The sequence below is a fragment of the Streptomyces sp. NPDC002463 genome (genome assembly GCF_042889835.1).
GTDB classification, from domain to species: Bacteria; Actinomycetota; Actinomycetes; order Streptomycetales; family Streptomycetaceae; genus Streptomyces; species Streptomyces nymphaeiformis.
Genome location: NZ_JBIARL010000004.1, coordinates 387,559 through 401,648, shown reverse-complemented (window position 1 = coordinate 401,648; position 14,090 = coordinate 387,559). Strand labels below are relative to the sequence as shown.

General features: G+C 73.1%; 14 protein-coding genes and 1 pseudogene. 10 read left to right on the top strand and 5 right to left on the bottom strand.

What is annotated here, in order from left to right:
* The first annotated feature begins 133 nt into the window (after window positions 1-133).
* Genes ACFYX3_RS12115 through ACFYX3_RS12090 form a run of 6 tightly spaced genes read left to right on the top strand, consistent with a single transcriptional unit; the run spans window position 134 to window position 6,262 of the window.
* A complete protein-coding gene (locus ACFYX3_RS12115; protein WP_389011472.1) occupies window positions 134-1,357 on the top strand; it encodes a sedoheptulose 7-phosphate cyclase in 1,224 nt (407 codons plus the stop codon).
* Window positions 1,354-2,418, top strand: a complete 1,065-nt coding sequence (locus ACFYX3_RS12110) for an ROK family protein (RefSeq protein ID WP_389011469.1) — start codon at window positions 1,354-1,356, stop codon at window positions 2,416-2,418. Before ACFYX3_RS12115 ends, ACFYX3_RS12110 begins: the two co-directional genes overlap by 4 nt.
* Window positions 2,415-3,563, top strand: a complete 1,149-nt coding sequence (locus ACFYX3_RS12105; protein ID WP_389011466.1) for an alcohol dehydrogenase catalytic domain-containing protein — start codon at window positions 2,415-2,417, stop codon at window positions 3,561-3,563. The genes ACFYX3_RS12110 and ACFYX3_RS12105 overlap by 4 nt, the downstream gene beginning before the upstream one ends.
* Window positions 3,557-4,348, top strand: coding sequence for an SDR family NAD(P)-dependent oxidoreductase (locus ACFYX3_RS12100; RefSeq protein ID WP_389011462.1), 792 nt, complete (start codon window positions 3,557-3,559; stop codon window positions 4,346-4,348). Before ACFYX3_RS12105 ends, ACFYX3_RS12100 begins: the two co-directional genes overlap by 7 nt.
* Window positions 4,345-5,190 carry a sugar phosphate isomerase/epimerase family protein gene (locus tag ACFYX3_RS12095; protein ID WP_389011459.1) on the top strand — a complete coding sequence of 282 codons (846 nt, stop codon included), beginning with the start codon at window positions 4,345-4,347 and terminating at the stop codon, window positions 5,188-5,190. Before ACFYX3_RS12100 ends, ACFYX3_RS12095 begins: the two co-directional genes overlap by 4 nt.
* A 1-nt stretch (window position 5,191) precedes the next feature.
* Complete coding sequence (locus tag ACFYX3_RS12090; RefSeq protein WP_389011456.1) at window positions 5,192-6,262, top strand: alcohol dehydrogenase catalytic domain-containing protein; 1,071 nt, start codon at window positions 5,192-5,194, stop codon at window positions 6,260-6,262.
* Between the two features lie 118 nt (window positions 6,263-6,380).
* On the opposite strand, the gene ACFYX3_RS12085 is transcribed toward ACFYX3_RS12090, so the two are convergent.
* Together ACFYX3_RS12085 and ACFYX3_RS12080 are read right to left on the bottom strand one after the other, a co-directional pair.
* Window positions 6,381-7,580: an FAD-dependent monooxygenase gene (locus ACFYX3_RS12085; RefSeq protein ID WP_389011453.1), complete on the bottom strand. Its 1,200-nt coding sequence runs from the start codon at window positions 7,578-7,580 to the stop codon at window positions 6,381-6,383.
* Between the two features lie 12 nt (window positions 7,581-7,592).
* A complete protein-coding gene (locus tag ACFYX3_RS12080; protein ID WP_389011450.1) occupies window positions 7,593-8,513 on the bottom strand; it encodes a ScbA/BarX family gamma-butyrolactone biosynthesis protein in 921 nt (306 codons plus the stop codon).
* 126 nt (window positions 8,514-8,639) lie between these two features.
* On the opposite strand from ACFYX3_RS12080, the gene ACFYX3_RS12075 reads away from it, so the two are divergent.
* Window positions 8,640-9,254 carry a ScbR family autoregulator-binding transcription factor gene (locus tag ACFYX3_RS12075; RefSeq protein WP_389011447.1) on the top strand — a complete coding sequence of 205 codons (615 nt, stop codon included), beginning with the start codon at window positions 8,640-8,642 and terminating at the stop codon, window positions 9,252-9,254.
* A gap of 272 nt (window positions 9,255-9,526) precedes the next feature.
* Here ACFYX3_RS12075 and ACFYX3_RS12070 read toward each other — a convergent pair.
* Window positions 9,527-10,177 (bottom strand): annotated as a pseudogene (locus ACFYX3_RS12070) (phosphatidate cytidylyltransferase); the annotation flags it as partial.
* Between the two features lie 456 nt (window positions 10,178-10,633).
* On the opposite strand from ACFYX3_RS12070, the gene ACFYX3_RS12065 reads away from it, so the two are divergent.
* Entirely contained in the window at window positions 10,634-11,533 is a 900-nt protein-coding gene (locus ACFYX3_RS12065) for a class I SAM-dependent methyltransferase (protein ID WP_389011444.1), read from the top strand.
* Window positions 11,530-12,042 carry a hypothetical protein gene (locus ACFYX3_RS12060; protein ID WP_389011441.1) on the top strand — a complete coding sequence of 171 codons (513 nt, stop codon included), beginning with the start codon at window positions 11,530-11,532 and terminating at the stop codon, window positions 12,040-12,042. Before ACFYX3_RS12065 ends, ACFYX3_RS12060 begins: the two co-directional genes overlap by 4 nt.
* Before the next feature lie 78 nt (window positions 12,043-12,120).
* Here ACFYX3_RS12060 and ACFYX3_RS12055 read toward each other — a convergent pair whose 3' ends face one another.
* Window positions 12,121-12,546, bottom strand: coding sequence for an HIT family protein (locus tag ACFYX3_RS12055; RefSeq protein WP_389011438.1), 426 nt, complete (start codon window positions 12,544-12,546; stop codon window positions 12,121-12,123).
* Between the two features lie 320 nt (window positions 12,547-12,866).
* Between ACFYX3_RS12055 and ACFYX3_RS12050 the strand changes: the two genes are divergently transcribed.
* Window positions 12,867-13,202: an SCO4225 family membrane protein gene (locus ACFYX3_RS12050; RefSeq protein WP_389011435.1), complete on the top strand. Its 336-nt coding sequence runs from the start codon at window positions 12,867-12,869 to the stop codon at window positions 13,200-13,202.
* 354 nt (window positions 13,203-13,556) lie between these two features.
* Here ACFYX3_RS12050 and ACFYX3_RS12045 read toward each other — a convergent pair whose 3' ends face one another.
* The gene (locus tag ACFYX3_RS12045; RefSeq protein ID WP_389011432.1) at window positions 13,557-14,048 is read right to left on the bottom strand and encodes a DUF4265 domain-containing protein; all 492 of its coding nucleotides are present in this window, start codon (window positions 14,046-14,048) and stop codon (window positions 13,557-13,559) included.
* Window positions 14,049-14,090: the final 42 nt, after the last annotated feature.

Below are 14,090 nucleotides of genomic sequence, written 5' to 3'. Positions count from 1 at the left end.
GTGAATGCATCTAATGTGAGCATGGTCACGTTGAAATGCATTCATGTGACGACCTAGCGTTCGAACTCGATGGCCGGCCCGCTTCGGACGGCCTGCCGCCATTGGTCCCCATCGATCCCGTGGAGGTCCTGCCATGCCCGGTACCGCAACGCCCCGGCCCGCCGGCCTGAATTCGACTGCCGACCTTCCCAAACCCCCCGGACTGCACTGGAACGTCCGGGCCAAACAGCCCGTCGACTACAGCGTCAGCATGGTGCGCGGGCTGCTCGACCCCGAGAACCCCACCCTCGCCCACGCCTGCGGCGGCGGCTGGGGACGGCCCTTCCGCTCCCTGGTGGTGATCGACGCCACCGTCGACGCGCTCTACCGGGACCGGTTCGAGGCGTACTTCGCCCACTGGCGGATCGAGGCGACCTGGCAGGTCGTCCAGGGCGACGAGGAGGCGAAGTACCTGGAGCAGGCCATCCTCGTCACCGAAGCCATGTCGCGCATGGGGATCCTGCGCCGCGCCGAGAAGGTCGTCGCCGTCGGCGGCGGCGTCGTCCTGGACATCGTCGGCTTCGCCGCGAGCATGTACCGCCGCGGCGTGCCCTACGTCCGCGTCCCCACCACGCTGATCGGCCAGATCGATGCGGGCATCGGGGTCAAGACCGGGATCAACTACGGTCACCACAAGAACCGCCTGGGCTCCTACTTCGCGCCGGAACTCGCCCTGATCGACCCCGAGTTCCTGCGCACCATCGACCCGCGGCACGTGGCCAACGGCATGGCCGAGATCGTCAAGATGGCGTTGGTCAAGGACGCCGCCCTCTTCGACCTGCTGGAGGCCACGGCCGGCACCATCACCGCCGACACCCTGGCCGGCTGCGGCTCCGCGGTGAGCGAGGTCCTGTCCCGGGCGATCTCCGGCATGCTCGACGAGCTGGAACCCAACCTCTGGGAGCAGGTCCTGGAGAGGTCGGTCGACTACGGCCACACCTTCAGCCCCTCCCTGGAACTGCGGGCCGACCCCCCGCTGCTGCACGGCGAGGCCGTGGCCGTCGACATGGCGATCTGCCTCGCCCTCGCCCACCTGCGCGGGCACCTGTCGCAGGAGGACACCGGCCGGGCGCTGAAGCTGATGCAGGACCTGGGCCTGCCCGTCGCCCACCCCACCTTCACCCGCGAGCTCCTCGAAGAGGCCCTGGGGGACGCGGTCAAGCACCGCGACGGGCTCCAGCGCGTCCCCCTCACCCGGGGCATCGGCTCCGTGGTCTTCGCCAACGACCTCACCCCGGAAGAGCTCGACCGCGCACTGGACTTCGTCACCGGATGGAAGGCGACCAGGAACGGCGAGCTCGCCGGCGCCGCGATATGAGCGCCGCCGTCACCGTCTTCGACGTCGGCGGTACCCACATCCGCCAGGCGTGGTGGCTGCCCGGGGGCGAGCTGCGTGCCCGCACCTCGCGCCCCTCCCCCAGCTTCAGGCGCTTCCCCCGCGCCGGCGTCGCCGAGCTGCGGGCCATGATGGTCAAGGACCTGTGCGGCGCGGTGCCCAAGACGCCGGGCGCCGTGGCCGGCGTCTCCTTCGGCGCCGCGCTCGACCACCGCTCCGGCCTCGTCTACGCCTCCGCGCCCCTGTGGGGCGAGCACAGCGAGCCGTACGACCTGCGGGCGGCGCTCACGGCCCGGCGCCCCGACGTCGACTGGCACATCGTCAACGACGTCACGGCCGCGCTGCTGCACGCCGCCGCGCATCCCGGCCGCGGCGCGCACCGCAAGATCCTGCTGGCCACCGTCAGCTCGGGCATCGCCTGCCGCGTCATCGACCGGCGGCGGAACTTGATCCCGGTGGACAGCAGCGGGCTGCAGGGCGAGATCGGCCACCTGCCGGCCCACGCGGAACTGGCCGGACGGCTGCTGGAGGCGACCTGCGACTGCGGGAAGCCCGGGCACCTGGCGGCGTACTCCTCCGGCCCCGGCATCGCGCGGGCCGCAGGCGTCCTCGAGGAGCGGGAGCCCCGCCGCTGGTCGCACTCCCGGCTCGGCGCCCTGACGGCCGGCGGCCTCGGTTTCGAGGAAGCACTGCGCGGGGCCCTCGACGAGCGGGACGCCCTCGCGGGCGAACTCCTCGACGCGGTCACCGCTCCCGTCGCGGACGTCCTGCGCACCGCCCTGTGCCTCGATCCCGAGATCGACGAGGCGGTCCTGACCGGCGGCGTCGTGCACGGCCTCGGCGACCACTACCGGCGCGCCCTGCTGGCGTCCCTCGCCCGGCAGGGGCTGTACCTGACCAGCGAGCACACCCCCGACTGGTGGGAGCGGCGCGTCACCGTCACCGCCCCCGGGGAGGCCGACGGCCTGGTGGGCGCGGGGATCGCGGCCCGCGCCGGGGTGACGGCCGCGGGCGTGTCCGCGTCCTCCGGAGCGGCGGCATGACGGCGCCGAGGGACCTTCCCGGCCACCGGGCGCTCGTGCGCGAGGCGGGGAAGGTCCACCTGCGGCTGCGCCCCACCCCGTACCCCTCCGCGGGCGAACTGCTGGTGACCACCCCGGTGGCGGGGCTGTGCGGAACGGACATCCAGATGCTGCGCGGGCTGCGCGACGACCCGGCGCCCGTCATCGGCCACGAGGGCGTCGCCTGGGTGGTCGCCGCCGGCCCGGGCGTCCCCGCCTCCCTGGCGCCCGGCACCCCCGTCGTCGTCAACCCGACCCACGGGGACGACCCGTCGTTCCTGCTCGGACACAACGTCGACGGGCTGCTCCAGGAGTTCACCCTCATCCCCGCCACGGCAGTGCGCGGCGGCCTCGTCGTCCCGCTGGAGCAGGTGCCCGACGCCGAACCGGGCACCCTCGTCGAGCCGCTGGCTGCCGTACGGTACGCCCTGAGCCTGCTTGCGGCGGCCCGCCCGCGCACCCTGGTCGTGTACGGCGACGGGAACATCGGCCAGCTCGCCGTGCGCGCCGCCCGCGGCCTGCTCGGGACAGGCGTCCGCGTCCTGCTCGTGCACCACACGCCCGAGGGACGGCGGTGGAGCGAACGGCACCCCGTCGCCGGCACGGAGGCGGTGGGCGGCGGGGCCCCGGGCGGGCTGCCGCCGCTCGGTGACGGGCCCACGGCCGCCCTGCTGGCCACCCCGCGCGACGGGACCCTGGACGCCCTCGCCTTCGCGCTGCGGCTCGGCGGCGGCGACCTGACCGTCGACCTGTTCGGCGGCCTCCCGCCGGGCGCCGCCAGCGCCCTCCTGCCCGGGGTCGACCTCGCCGCCGTGCGGGCCGCCAACTGCGCCGGGCGCCCCGTGCCGGCGGTGTTCACCGAGGCGACCACGGCCGAGGGCCGGCGCGTCCGGCTGACCGGCCACCGCGGCGTGGGCAATGGCCACCTCCTGGAAGCGGCCGCCGAACTGCGGCACCACCCGGAGCTCTACCGCGACCTGGTCACCCACGTCGTGGAGCCCGCCGAGGCCGCCCGCATCATGAACGGCCTCGCGGCCGGCCGCCGACGGACCGTCGACGGGAACCGGCTCCTCAAACTCGCCGTGCGCTTCGCCCCGGCACCGGCCCCACCCAGGGAGAAATGGTGACAGCACAAGGTCAGAACGACCGCCGCGCGCTGGTGGTCGGCGGCTCCACGGGCATCGGCCGCGGCATCGCCGACGCCTGGGCCGACGCCGGCCTCGACGTGACGGTGCTCAGCAGGTCCGCCCCGGCAGGCCCCGGTGCCGGCCGGCTGCGCTGGAGGTCCGTGGACCTCACGGACCCCGGCCGGGTCGTCGAGGCCCTGGACGCGGCGGCGGCACAGCCCCTGTACGCCGTCTGCTACTCGGCGGTCCACTACGGCGCCGGGCGCGCCCTGTTCCGGGACTGCGACGTGGCCGAGTGGCGCCGCCAGATCGACGTCAACCTGCACGGCCTGTGGCTGACGCTGGACCGGACGCTCCCGGCGCTGCGCCGCCCCGGCTCCCCCGGCGTGTTCCTCGGGATCTCCTCCGAGGTCGTCTACAACGCCGGTCCCGGCCGGTCCGGGTACGCCGCCTCGAAGGCCGCCGCCTCGGCGCTGCTCGACTCCGTCGCCCAGGAGGAGAGCACCCGGTCGCCCGGCGGGGAGGCCCTGCGCATCGTCCAGGCCCTTCCCGCCGGCATGGTCGACACCCCCGGGATCCGGCGCCGCCGCCCCGAGGACTTCGACTACAGCACCTACATGACACCGGCCGGTTTCGCGCCGCTGGCCCGCGAGCTGGCGGCGACGTCGGGTGCCGGACTGCACGGCGCGCACCTCGTGGTCGACGCCTCCGGCAGCTGGCGTCCGGTCGGCGAGGGGGTGCCGGTCTCCCAGAGCCGTGCCCTTGCCGCGCGGACGGCGTCGTGACCCGGTCCCCCCGGGTGGGACTCGCCGGCTGGCGGCTGCCGGGGGACCACTTCGGTGCCGCCGCGCTGGCCCGACGGGCGGGCGCCGACGGCCTCCAGCTCGACCTCGGCGGCCCGGGCCGGGGGCCGTGGCTCGACGCTCCGGGCACCATCGACCGGCTCCGCGACGACTGTGCCGCGCACGGCGTGGAGCTGCTCGGGGTCGCGGGCAACACCCTCAACGACATCGGGCTCACGGCCCCGGCCGGCAGCCGGGACGCGCTGCGCGCCCGGCGCGTCCTGGTCCGCGTCCTGGACACGGCCCGGGCCCTGGGCGCGCCCCTGGCGTTCGTCCCCAGCTTCCGCCGCAGCGCCATCGACGGCCCGGACGACCTGAGGCGCACCGCGGCCGTCCTGGCCTGGGCGGCACGGGAGGCCGACGCGCGCGGACTGCTCCTGGCCAGCGAGAACGCCCTGCAACCCGCCGTCGCGCGGGCCCTCGTGGAGCAGGTGGCCGCCCCCTGCTTCCGGCTGGTGCTCGACACGTACAACCCGCGGGTCTACGGGGTCGACGTCCTGGCACTGATCGAGGCGACGCACCCGTGGATCGCGCCGCAGGTCCACCTCAAGGACGGCACCGGCGGCATCGTGGGCCACGAGCTGCTCGGGGACGGGGACGGCGGGGTGTGGGAGGCCCTGGCCGCGCTCCTCGCCCACGCGGGCGCGCCCCCCGGGGCGCTGGTCCTGGAGAACGACTACCGCCACGGCGACCTCGGTCGCCTCGCCCTCGACATCGGGCGTGCCCGTGCCCGTGCCGGGCGGGCGGATCTGCCGGCCATCGTCCCGGACCAACCAAGGAGCTGACATGTCCACCGTTCTGTCGACGTACGAGACGACCAGGCTGAGCAACGGCGTGGTGAGCTTCGGCGCGCGCGCCTTCCCGCACGAGGCGCTCGGGGACGACACCGTCGTCATCAGGCCCGACCACATGGGCATCTGCCGCGCCGACGTCAAGGAGATCCTCGGCTCGCGCGACGTCCCCGAGGACCGGGGGCCGCTGTTCGGTCACGAGCTCGTGGGATCCGTCTTCTTCGCGGGGTCCGGCAGCGGATTCGCGGCCGGCGACACCGTCACGCTCAATCCGAACATCACTCCCCGCCGCACCACCGGTTTCGCCGAGTACGTGTTCGTACGGGGCTCGAAGGAGGAGCTGGAGCAGGCCGTCGTGCGGGTCCCCGGGCCGTACGGCGGCGGGGACGTCTGGATGCCGGAGCCGTTCGCCTGCATCGTGCACGCGCTGCGCAAGCTGCTCGAACTCACCCGGCTCGACTCCCTCGCGGGCAAGCAGGTCGGGATCGTCGGCGCCGGCTGCGCGGGGCTGATGTTCGCCCTGTACGCCCGTCATCTGGGGGCGTCGGTCACGGTGTTCAACCGCGGCGAGGCCCGGCGTGTCTTCGCCCGTGAGCAGGGCATCCTCGCCGCGGACGAGATCCGTCCGCTGGCCCAGGCGGAGGCGTACCCCGGCGCGTTCGACGTGGTCGTCGTCGCGCCGACGGTGGCCACCGCGGAACTGCTGGAGACGGCGGGCCGGCTGGCCCGCGACGGGGCGGTCGTGCTCGTCTACGGCGGCACCCGGAAGGGCGACCGGTTCCCCGGGGCGCCGGTGGACGTCGACGCCGTCCGGCGGGGTGAACTCCTCACGTGGGTGGACCACGCCGGAAAGCGGCTCGGTGTGTCGGGCGCGTACGGGTGCTTCAAGGAGGACTACGAGGAGGGCTTCAGGCTGCGCGCGGAGCACCCGGAGGCCTTTCCGCTGCACCGGCTGGTCTCGCGGCGCATCACCCTGGGCGCATTCCCGGACTTCGTCATGGACATCGCGGCGGGCCGGACGGATCCGCCGGGGAAGGTCCTGGTCGAGGCCGCTCCTCGGGCCTGATGCCGGGTCTGATCCCGGGTCCGGGTCTGATCGCGGCCTGGTCCCGGGTCGGCGTCCGTTGCGTGCGGGCGGGGCTGGTGTCCGTACGGACCTGTGTGCCGTCCGGGGCCGGTGGCGTTCAGCACGAGCCGGCGAAGTCCTTGGACAGGACGTGGTCGACGAGGGTCAGGTCGTCCGCCCAGTGGCCCTGCCGGTGGCGGGAGGCGTGCCCCGTGCCGCTGCGCCGCACCCGCTCGGCGTGCCGGGCGTCGTAATCGGCGAGCCATGCGTGGACACCGGTGCCCGAGGCGTCCCACGAGTCGCCGAGTGCGACGGCGTCCTCCAGCGCCTGGTGCAGGCAGCTGGTCTCCGGCCGGTGCGCCTCGTGCCCGCTGTCGCCGACCCGCGCGATCCGGCCGGGCGCCCGGTCCGCGACGGGCGGGCGGGCGGGGAGTGTCAGCGCCCGCCAGTGTCTGCCCGTGGTGAGGACGTCGCGGGCGGCGGCCGCGATCCCGGGAAACGCGCCGAGGACCTCGTCCGGGTCCACCCGGGTGCCGTGGAGGCTGTCGCCGGTGTGGTGGTGCCGGGTCGCGGTGAGGCTCAGATAGCGGTAGTCGGGCAGCGGGTAGTGCGAGAGGTGCCAGTCCCCTCCCACCCAGCAGATGGCGGCGCTCTGCTGCCACCGGTCGGCGACCGCGTCCATGGGGACGATCGTGCGGTACACGGCCAGCCGTTCCCCGGGGACGCCGCGGCCTGGTTGCGCGTCGTCGGGGCGGGCGCCGTCCGTGAGGATCAGGGCGTCGCCGGTCACGGTGCGCCCGTCGGCGAGGAGCGCGCGTACCGTCCCTCCTCGCCGGGTGTGGCCGATGACGCGGCTGTCGGTGCGCAGTCGCACGGAGTCCAGCTCCCAGCACGCCTCCAGCAGGGGCTCGTACACGTCCAGCCGGTGGGCCGCCGCGTGTGCCAGGGAGGAGGGCCGGCCGCGGGTGGGCAGCTTCGCCTCGGTGAGCAGTTCCCCGGTCGAACCGTCCCGGACGTGGAACGCGTCGAGTGTCAGCGACCGTTCCCGTACGGCCTTCCCGACGCCCAGCGCGTGCAGGAGCCGGAAGTCCCGGGGGGCCAGCCGGACGCCCGCACCGCTCTCGGTGAGGACCGGCCGCTGTTCCAGGACGAGTACGTCGTGGCCGCGCCGTCCCAGGGCGAGTGCGGTGGCCAGACCGCCGATGCCGCCGCCGGCGACCAGGACGCGCGGCCGCGACGGGTCCGGGGTGCTCGTGCGGACCGTCCCCGGGGAGGGGACTCGGTGGGGGCGGGAGGGGTCGGTCAACGCGGTGTCCATGTGTGCGTGCCCTCAGACTTCGCCCAGGGTGACGACATCGGTGAAGATCTCCTCGTCGTGCTGCCGGGCGGTGACCAGGATCCTCTGACGGCCGGCCGGGGTGCCGGGGAGCGGGCGGGCGTCGATCCAGCACGGCGCGTCGAGTTCCGCGTACCGGGTGAAGACGGCTTCCATGCCCACGACCGCGGTCGGCCGGGGCGACGAGGCCTGTGCGGCCTGGCGCGCGGCTTCCAGCAGCAACATGCCCGGGGCGTGGTCGACCGGGTGGTCGAAGAGGATCGGGTGGGAGGTGTCCACCCGCAGTCGCCAGCGGCCTTCGCCGTCCGCGTGCGCGAGCACGACGTCCTCGTCGTGTCGTCCGCCCCTCACGGGCGCGGGCGGCGGGGCGGGAAGGGCGCGGGCGTTGGCGAGCACGAGGTCGGCGTACCGTCCGCGCAGCCGTCGGTACACGGCGGGGTCCTGGACGGTGAAGTGCGTCCGGGCCTCGGCCAGTCGGGCGCCCTGCCGCCACGCCTCCACGTGCAGGACGAGGGCCGCGGCTCGCGTCCCGCGGTACTTCACGTCGGTGGCCGTGATGCGTAACTCGACGTCGGCGCCGTGTCCTTCGTCGCGTGCTACGGCGGGGTCGAGTTCCCAGCGGAAGTCCTGCCAGAGAAGGTGGTGGTCGAGCGGTACGCCGTACGCGGCGTGCGAGAGCAGGGGCAGGGTCTGGCGTATCGACTCGCTCAGGAGCAGGGGGTCGAGCAGGCCGTCGCGGTGGACGTAGAACCCGTGGGCCCCCGGCCAGCGGGCCGTGACGGCGAAGGCGTCGGGTCCCGTCCGGCGCCAGCCGGTGAGCAGGACTTCCGACGGGTTCGTCTTGTGGGTGAAGACCTGGGGCACGTGTGCGGCGGATAAGGCCGCCTCGTCGTGGACGAGGTCAAGCGAGGACAAGGCAGTTCCCCCAACCGGTTCATAGCCACTCACCCTGGCGTGCCAGCGCACGTCATGAAATGATAGAGGTCATTATTTTATTTTGTCGAGAGGGGTCAGGTGCAGGTGGAAGAGGGCACTCGGACCATGCAGCAGCGCGCCGTCCGCACGCGGGAGGTCCTCCTCCGGGCCGCCGCGGAGGTGTTCGACGAGGTCGGCTACACCCGGGCGAGCATCCTGAAGATCATCGACCGGGTCGGCCTGACGACCGGGTCGGTGTACTTCCACTTCAAGTCCAAGGAGGGGCTCGCCCGCGCGGTGATCCACGAGCAGGCCAAGGACCTGGAGTTCCCTCCCGGGGAGCCCGGCCTGCAGCACCTGATCGACATGACCTCCTACCTCGCCGTGGAGATGCAGCAGAACACCCTGCTGCGCGCGGGCGTCCGGCTCGCCGTCGAGCAGAACGAGGCCGACCTCCACGAGTACGCGATCTACGAGTGGTGGGCCCGGAAGTTCCACGACGAGCTGGTCGCCGCGCGGAGCAAGGGCCAGCTCCTGCCCGGGGCCGACGAGACCGCCTTCGCCTCCCTGCTGGTGGCCGCCTACACCGGCACCCAGATCATGTCGCAGCTCTCCACCAGCCGGACCGACCTGCCGTGCCGGATCGCCGACATGTGGCGATGTATCCTGCCCGCCCTGGCGCCTGCCGACGTCATCGCGGGGATCACCCTTCCCGCCGCCCCCGCCGAGGAGCGCGCGTGACCCTGCGGGTCGTCGTCACCGGGGCCGCCGGGTACACGGACTCCAGGTCCTGCGCGCCGTAGCGGGATTCCGCGGCAGGCCGGACGGCCGAGGTCCACGTCCTCGTCCGCACCGTCTCTCCCGGGCCGGCCGGCGCGTCCCGCCCGTCGTGGGTGAGCGCGGACCCGGCCCGGACGCGGCCGCTGCGTGGGGCCGGCGTGTACGGGGAAGGAGCCGGTCCCCGACTCCCCCGGCCGGTCGCACCCGGCCTCATGCCCATCCCGTCACATGGCTCACTCCAGCATCAACAGCATCGCCAGGGCAACTAGGAGGGAGTCGATCCGGTCGAGGAGACCGCCCGAGCCGGGCAGCCACCGGCCGGCGTCCTTGGCCCGGGCGCCCCGCTTGACCATCGACTCCAGCAGGTCCCCGAGCGGGCCGCCGACCGCCACGGCCACCGCCGTCTGCCACGTGAGGGAGGACAGCACGGCCGGCGTGAGGAGACCGGCCGCGGCCCCGGCCGGCGTGCCGCTCCACCGCTTGGCGGGCGACAGCGGGGAGAGCCGGGGGCCGCCGAGACGGCGACCCGCCGCGTACGCGACGATGTCGGCGATCGACACGGCCACGAACAGCACGAGGCCGAGGGCACCGGACGGTACGAGGCCGGCCAGGGCTCCCAACCACACGAGCCCCAGCAGGCCCGCCCCCAGGCGACGGAGTCCGTGCTCCGCATCGCCCGCGAGCAACGGCCCCCCGGCGATCGCGAGCGCCCCGGCCGCCGCCACCCGCAGCACCTCCCCCGGGGCCAGCCAGGCGGTCAGGACGAGTCCGACGACCGCCGCGCCCAGCACCGCCCGGTCCACCGGACCCAGCCGGAGCAGCCCGCCGAACTCCGCCACCGCGACCACCCCGACCACGGCCGCGAGCACCGCGATCCCGTCTGGAGTGGGCGATGCGGAACCTTCCTGCAGGAGCCAAACGGGACTTGGCCCGACTGATCACGCGCATCGATGAAGAATTCGAGCGCCGTACTCTGCCTGAACCCGACTCCATCGAGTGGGCGACGTTCGGCTGGTGGTGGACCAGAACGCGGGAACGCTGACGGGCCCCGGAACTCGTACACCTCCCCTCCGAATCGAACCACACCGTCACCCTCCTCAGCCGCTCCCCGAGAACTGCGCCAGAGCCGAGAACGGACAGCACGTGTCCAGCAGTTCGGGAGGCAGCCGGCGCCGCGAGCGAATCGACATGCGCACGGGTCTCGACAGCGCCGGTGCCGAGAGAACGCGGGAGGTTGTGGACACTCCACGACGGGGGCAGCCGGCCCGCCGGGCTTGGCAGAGGAGGCCGTAGGGTTCTGCCTCGTGCACCAGCTTGAGATTTCCGACCTGATCACGGCGGTGGAACCACACAGTGGCCGCCGGCTACCGGTCCGGCGCGCCGAGGTGATCCAGCAGTTCCTTGAGAGCGGCGACGAGCGTGCGGCCCGGATTGTTGCCGAGCTGCCCACGGACCAGGACGGCGTACTCGACCCGCACGCCGTGGACCGCCTGCTCATCAGCGTGCACACCGAGCTCCAGCGCCTGAGCGAGGAGCTACGGATCGGTGAACGCCTGGTCCACCTGCTCGGCCCGCTCTTCACCGCGATTCGGTCGACTACCGGGCAGACCGGGCCGTACCGCCTGGTCGACGTCGGTTGCGGCTTGGGCTACCTCATCCGCTGGCTGGCGGCCACCAACGCCCTCGGCGCGGACGTCGAGCTGGTCGGGGTCGACCTCGACGCCGCGCTGGTCGGCGAGGCGGACCGGCTGGCCCGCGCGAAGGGGCTCGGCTGCCGCTTCGTCCACGGAAACGCCTTCGACCTGCCGGAGGCGGCGACCCTCTACGTCTCCACCGGTGTGCTGCACCACTTCCGTGGTCCGGCCCTGGCCGAGTTCTTCCAGGCCCAGGCCGCCTCACCGGCGCATGCCTTCTGCCACTTCGACATCGCCGCGACCCGCCTGGCCCCCATCGGTGCCCGGGTGTTCCACCACGCTCGGATGCGCCACCCCCTCGGCCGCCACGACGGCGTCGTCTCCGCGCGGCGCGCACACAGCGACGAGACACTGCTGCGCGCCGCCGCCGCACCCGGCATCCGGCCGCTGCTGTACGAGCCGCGCGGCTTGGCGAACCCGTTCTGCACCACGTTGCGGCCGGTCATCGGAGTGCGCCCCCACCTGGAGGCGCCGCTCCGCCTGGCGCTGGGACGGGCCGCGCGCCGACTGGTCGGCCCGGAGCACCTGGCCGAGGCCACCGGATGACGCCCGCCATACTGCTCGCGCTACTCGGTCTGATCGACGCGTCGTTCAGTGGATTCCGCGCCTATGCCGGCCGTGACGCCCGTATCCGCAAGCACCGGGCCACGACGCGAGCGGCCTTGCGCGGGCTGGCCGTCGGGGCCGTTCTGCTGCTCGCCCCCGCTCTGACCGCCGCCATCGTGCTGCTGACCGCGTCCGACCGGGCCGAGACCTTCAACGCGCTGGCCGCCGGGGGCCTCGGCTACCTGCTCCCGCTCGCCCTCTACACCGCCGTCGTGATCGTCTCGCTCGCGGCGTACTTCGCCCTGCCCTTCCGGGCCAGCACCCTCGCGGTGGTCATCGGCCTCGGCCCGCTGACCCTGCTGCGCCCGCTCGCCATTGCCGCAGCCTGCCTCGGCGCGCTCATCAACGGTGGCGGAGCCCCGGCCCTGCTGGTCGGCACGATCGCAGGCGCCGCCGTACTGTGCGTCGAACCTGCGGTACACCGACGCTGGTACCACCACGTGCAGTAAAGAACCCGGGTGACGAGGTGCGGCTGCCACCGAACGTCACGGCGATGGCTGAGCCAGTGCTGCCTGTCAGGCTCTGGTTCAACTTGTGTGATGTGCCTCTGCGGCCAGTGCGTCGGCGATTCGCACAGCTGGATCTCCGGCGAACCGATGCCGCGACTGGCCAGCCGGCCAGGTGGAGATGCCGTCCTCCGGCCACCGCGGAACGACGTGGAAGTGCAGGTGAGGCACCGACTGCTCCGAGCCCGGACCACTCGCGCTGAGGACGTTCACGCCGGACGCGTTCAGCCCGGACCGCATCGCCTTGGCCAGACGCTGGACCAGCGCCGTCGTCTCGGCCAGTACCTCGCCGGGCGTGTCAAAGAGGTCGGCGAAATGGGACGTCGGCACCACCAGGGTGTGCCCCGGAGCGAGAGGCTTGAGCGGGGTGAACGCACACGCCCGGGGCCCACGGGCCACCCAGTGTGCGCGGTCTTCGCGGATGAGCTGGCAGAAGATGCACGACATACGGACGACGTTCCCACGAGCCATCGGCACGTCACACGACGGGGTACTGACCGGCGGAATCACGGAAGTTGCGCCAGAGCCGCTACTGCTCGACAGAGCCGAACAACCTCCGCCCGCGACCACTACAGCCCGGGAGGCGGGACCATCCCCATGCATGCGGGGAACAGGGTGGCCCGGTCGCCGTGATCGGCTACGCGGCCCGCAACGCGCAGGCCCCCACAGCGGTTTGAGTAGCGCTACTCAGGCGCCGGGGGCCGCCCCGTCGCACGATGGAACCCTCGCCGACACGGCGCAACCGATCCGCCCAGGAGGAATCAATCATGCGAGACAGCCGCCCCCGCACACTCGTCCGGCTCACGTTCGCCAACCCCGCCTCGCTGGTCTACCTCGGCCTGGTGACCGTGGCAGCGCTCCCCCTGGTGTTCGCCTCAGCGACCGCAGACAGCAGCTTCGCGGCCGTCTGGATACTCCTGGTCACCGCACCCACCAGCCTGATCCTGCTCCTCCCCGACTTCGCGAACGGCGACTCGGGCCTGGCGACCGGGTACTTCCTCGCGGCGCTGACCCTCTCCGCGCTGCTCCACTCCTTCCTCCTCGGCCTCGCATACCGGGGACTGCGGGGAAACCGGGGGCAGCAGGCCCGCACTGCCATGTGAAAACCCTCCCCCGGCTCCACAAAGCGCCGTGCTGTTCGACCCACCAGGAGTACGGGCCGCATCCTTCACGCGGGTAACAGCTTCTGTGGCACGGTCGAGAAGGGCGTCCCGCCCCCTCGCGTCGTCGCGGGCCAGAACAATGACGGGTGCGTCGTCTCCGCAATCTCGGCCCGCCTTTCCGCTGCACTCGCGGACGCCGGGCACTGCAGGTTGCGTGACGTCGCTGCCTCGTGGGCTCAGCCGCGTGCGGAGGACGGTGAGGTCATCGACAACGTCATGTCCCGGTGACTCACGGTCGGCCGCGTCGCCTGACTTCGGCACGTCCCGGCGATACGGCTGGGGCGCGGGGCATCGTCAGGAACTCTGGAACGGCTGGGAGTCGCTCCACTCCCAGAACAGCGTCCCGGCCTCCTCGTGCGCGTCCATGAACGCCACCAGGGAAGCCGGGTCCCCGTCGGCGGGCACGCCGATCGCCACGTGACGGTCACCGCTCCACTCGATGGCGAAGCCCCCGCTCCGAGCCCGCGAGGCGATACCGCCGGCGACCTCTTCGAAGACCTGGGGCTCCAGGCCGGCCTCGAGCAGCGCCCGCAGCGTGCGGTGACCGCCCTTCTCCACGACCGCGACGAGCATGCCGTCCTCGTCCAGGCGCACCACGTCGAAGAGGTTCAGCCCGTAGATCCGGAAGGGCACGCACTGCATGACGAACAGGCCGTCCTCGCGGCACCCGAGCCATATCTGCTCGTGGAGGCCCGGGAAGCCGAACGGAGCCAGATCAGCCATCGCAATGCGCTGGGAGGCCGTAAGGACCGCCGGTTCCTCGTGGACGATGTACTTCTGCGACATGGCCACAGGCTAATCGGCGCCCGTGCGAGACGGGCCTGCCGC

Coding starts and splice junctions, on each gene's coding strand:
- ACFYX3_RS12115 (WP_389011472.1), top strand. CDS start 134: ATGCCCGGTACCGCAACGCCCCGGCCCGCCGGCCTGAATTCGACTGCC.
- ACFYX3_RS12110 (WP_389011469.1), top strand. CDS start 1,354: ATGAGCGCCGCCGTCACCGTCTTCGACGTCGGCGGTACCCACATCCGC.
- ACFYX3_RS12105 (WP_389011466.1), top strand. CDS start 2,415: ATGACGGCGCCGAGGGACCTTCCCGGCCACCGGGCGCTCGTGCGCGAG.
- ACFYX3_RS12100 (WP_389011462.1), top strand. CDS start 3,557: ATGGTGACAGCACAAGGTCAGAACGACCGCCGCGCGCTGGTGGTCGGC.
- ACFYX3_RS12090 (WP_389011456.1), top strand. CDS start 5,192: ATGTCCACCGTTCTGTCGACGTACGAGACGACCAGGCTGAGCAACGGC.
- ACFYX3_RS12085 (WP_389011453.1), bottom strand. CDS start 7,580: ATGGACACCGCGTTGACCGACCCCTCCCGCCCCCACCGAGTCCCCTCC.
- ACFYX3_RS12075 (WP_389011447.1), top strand. CDS start 8,640: ATGCAGCAGCGCGCCGTCCGCACGCGGGAGGTCCTCCTCCGGGCCGCC.
- ACFYX3_RS12060 (WP_389011441.1), top strand. CDS start 11,530: ATGACGCCCGCCATACTGCTCGCGCTACTCGGTCTGATCGACGCGTCG.
- ACFYX3_RS12055 (WP_389011438.1), bottom strand. CDS start 12,546: ATGTCGTGCATCTTCTGCCAGCTCATCCGCGAAGACCGCGCACACTGG.
- ACFYX3_RS12050 (WP_389011435.1), top strand. CDS start 12,867: ATGCGAGACAGCCGCCCCCGCACACTCGTCCGGCTCACGTTCGCCAAC.
- ACFYX3_RS12045 (WP_389011432.1), bottom strand. CDS start 14,048: ATGTCGCAGAAGTACATCGTCCACGAGGAACCGGCGGTCCTTACGGCC.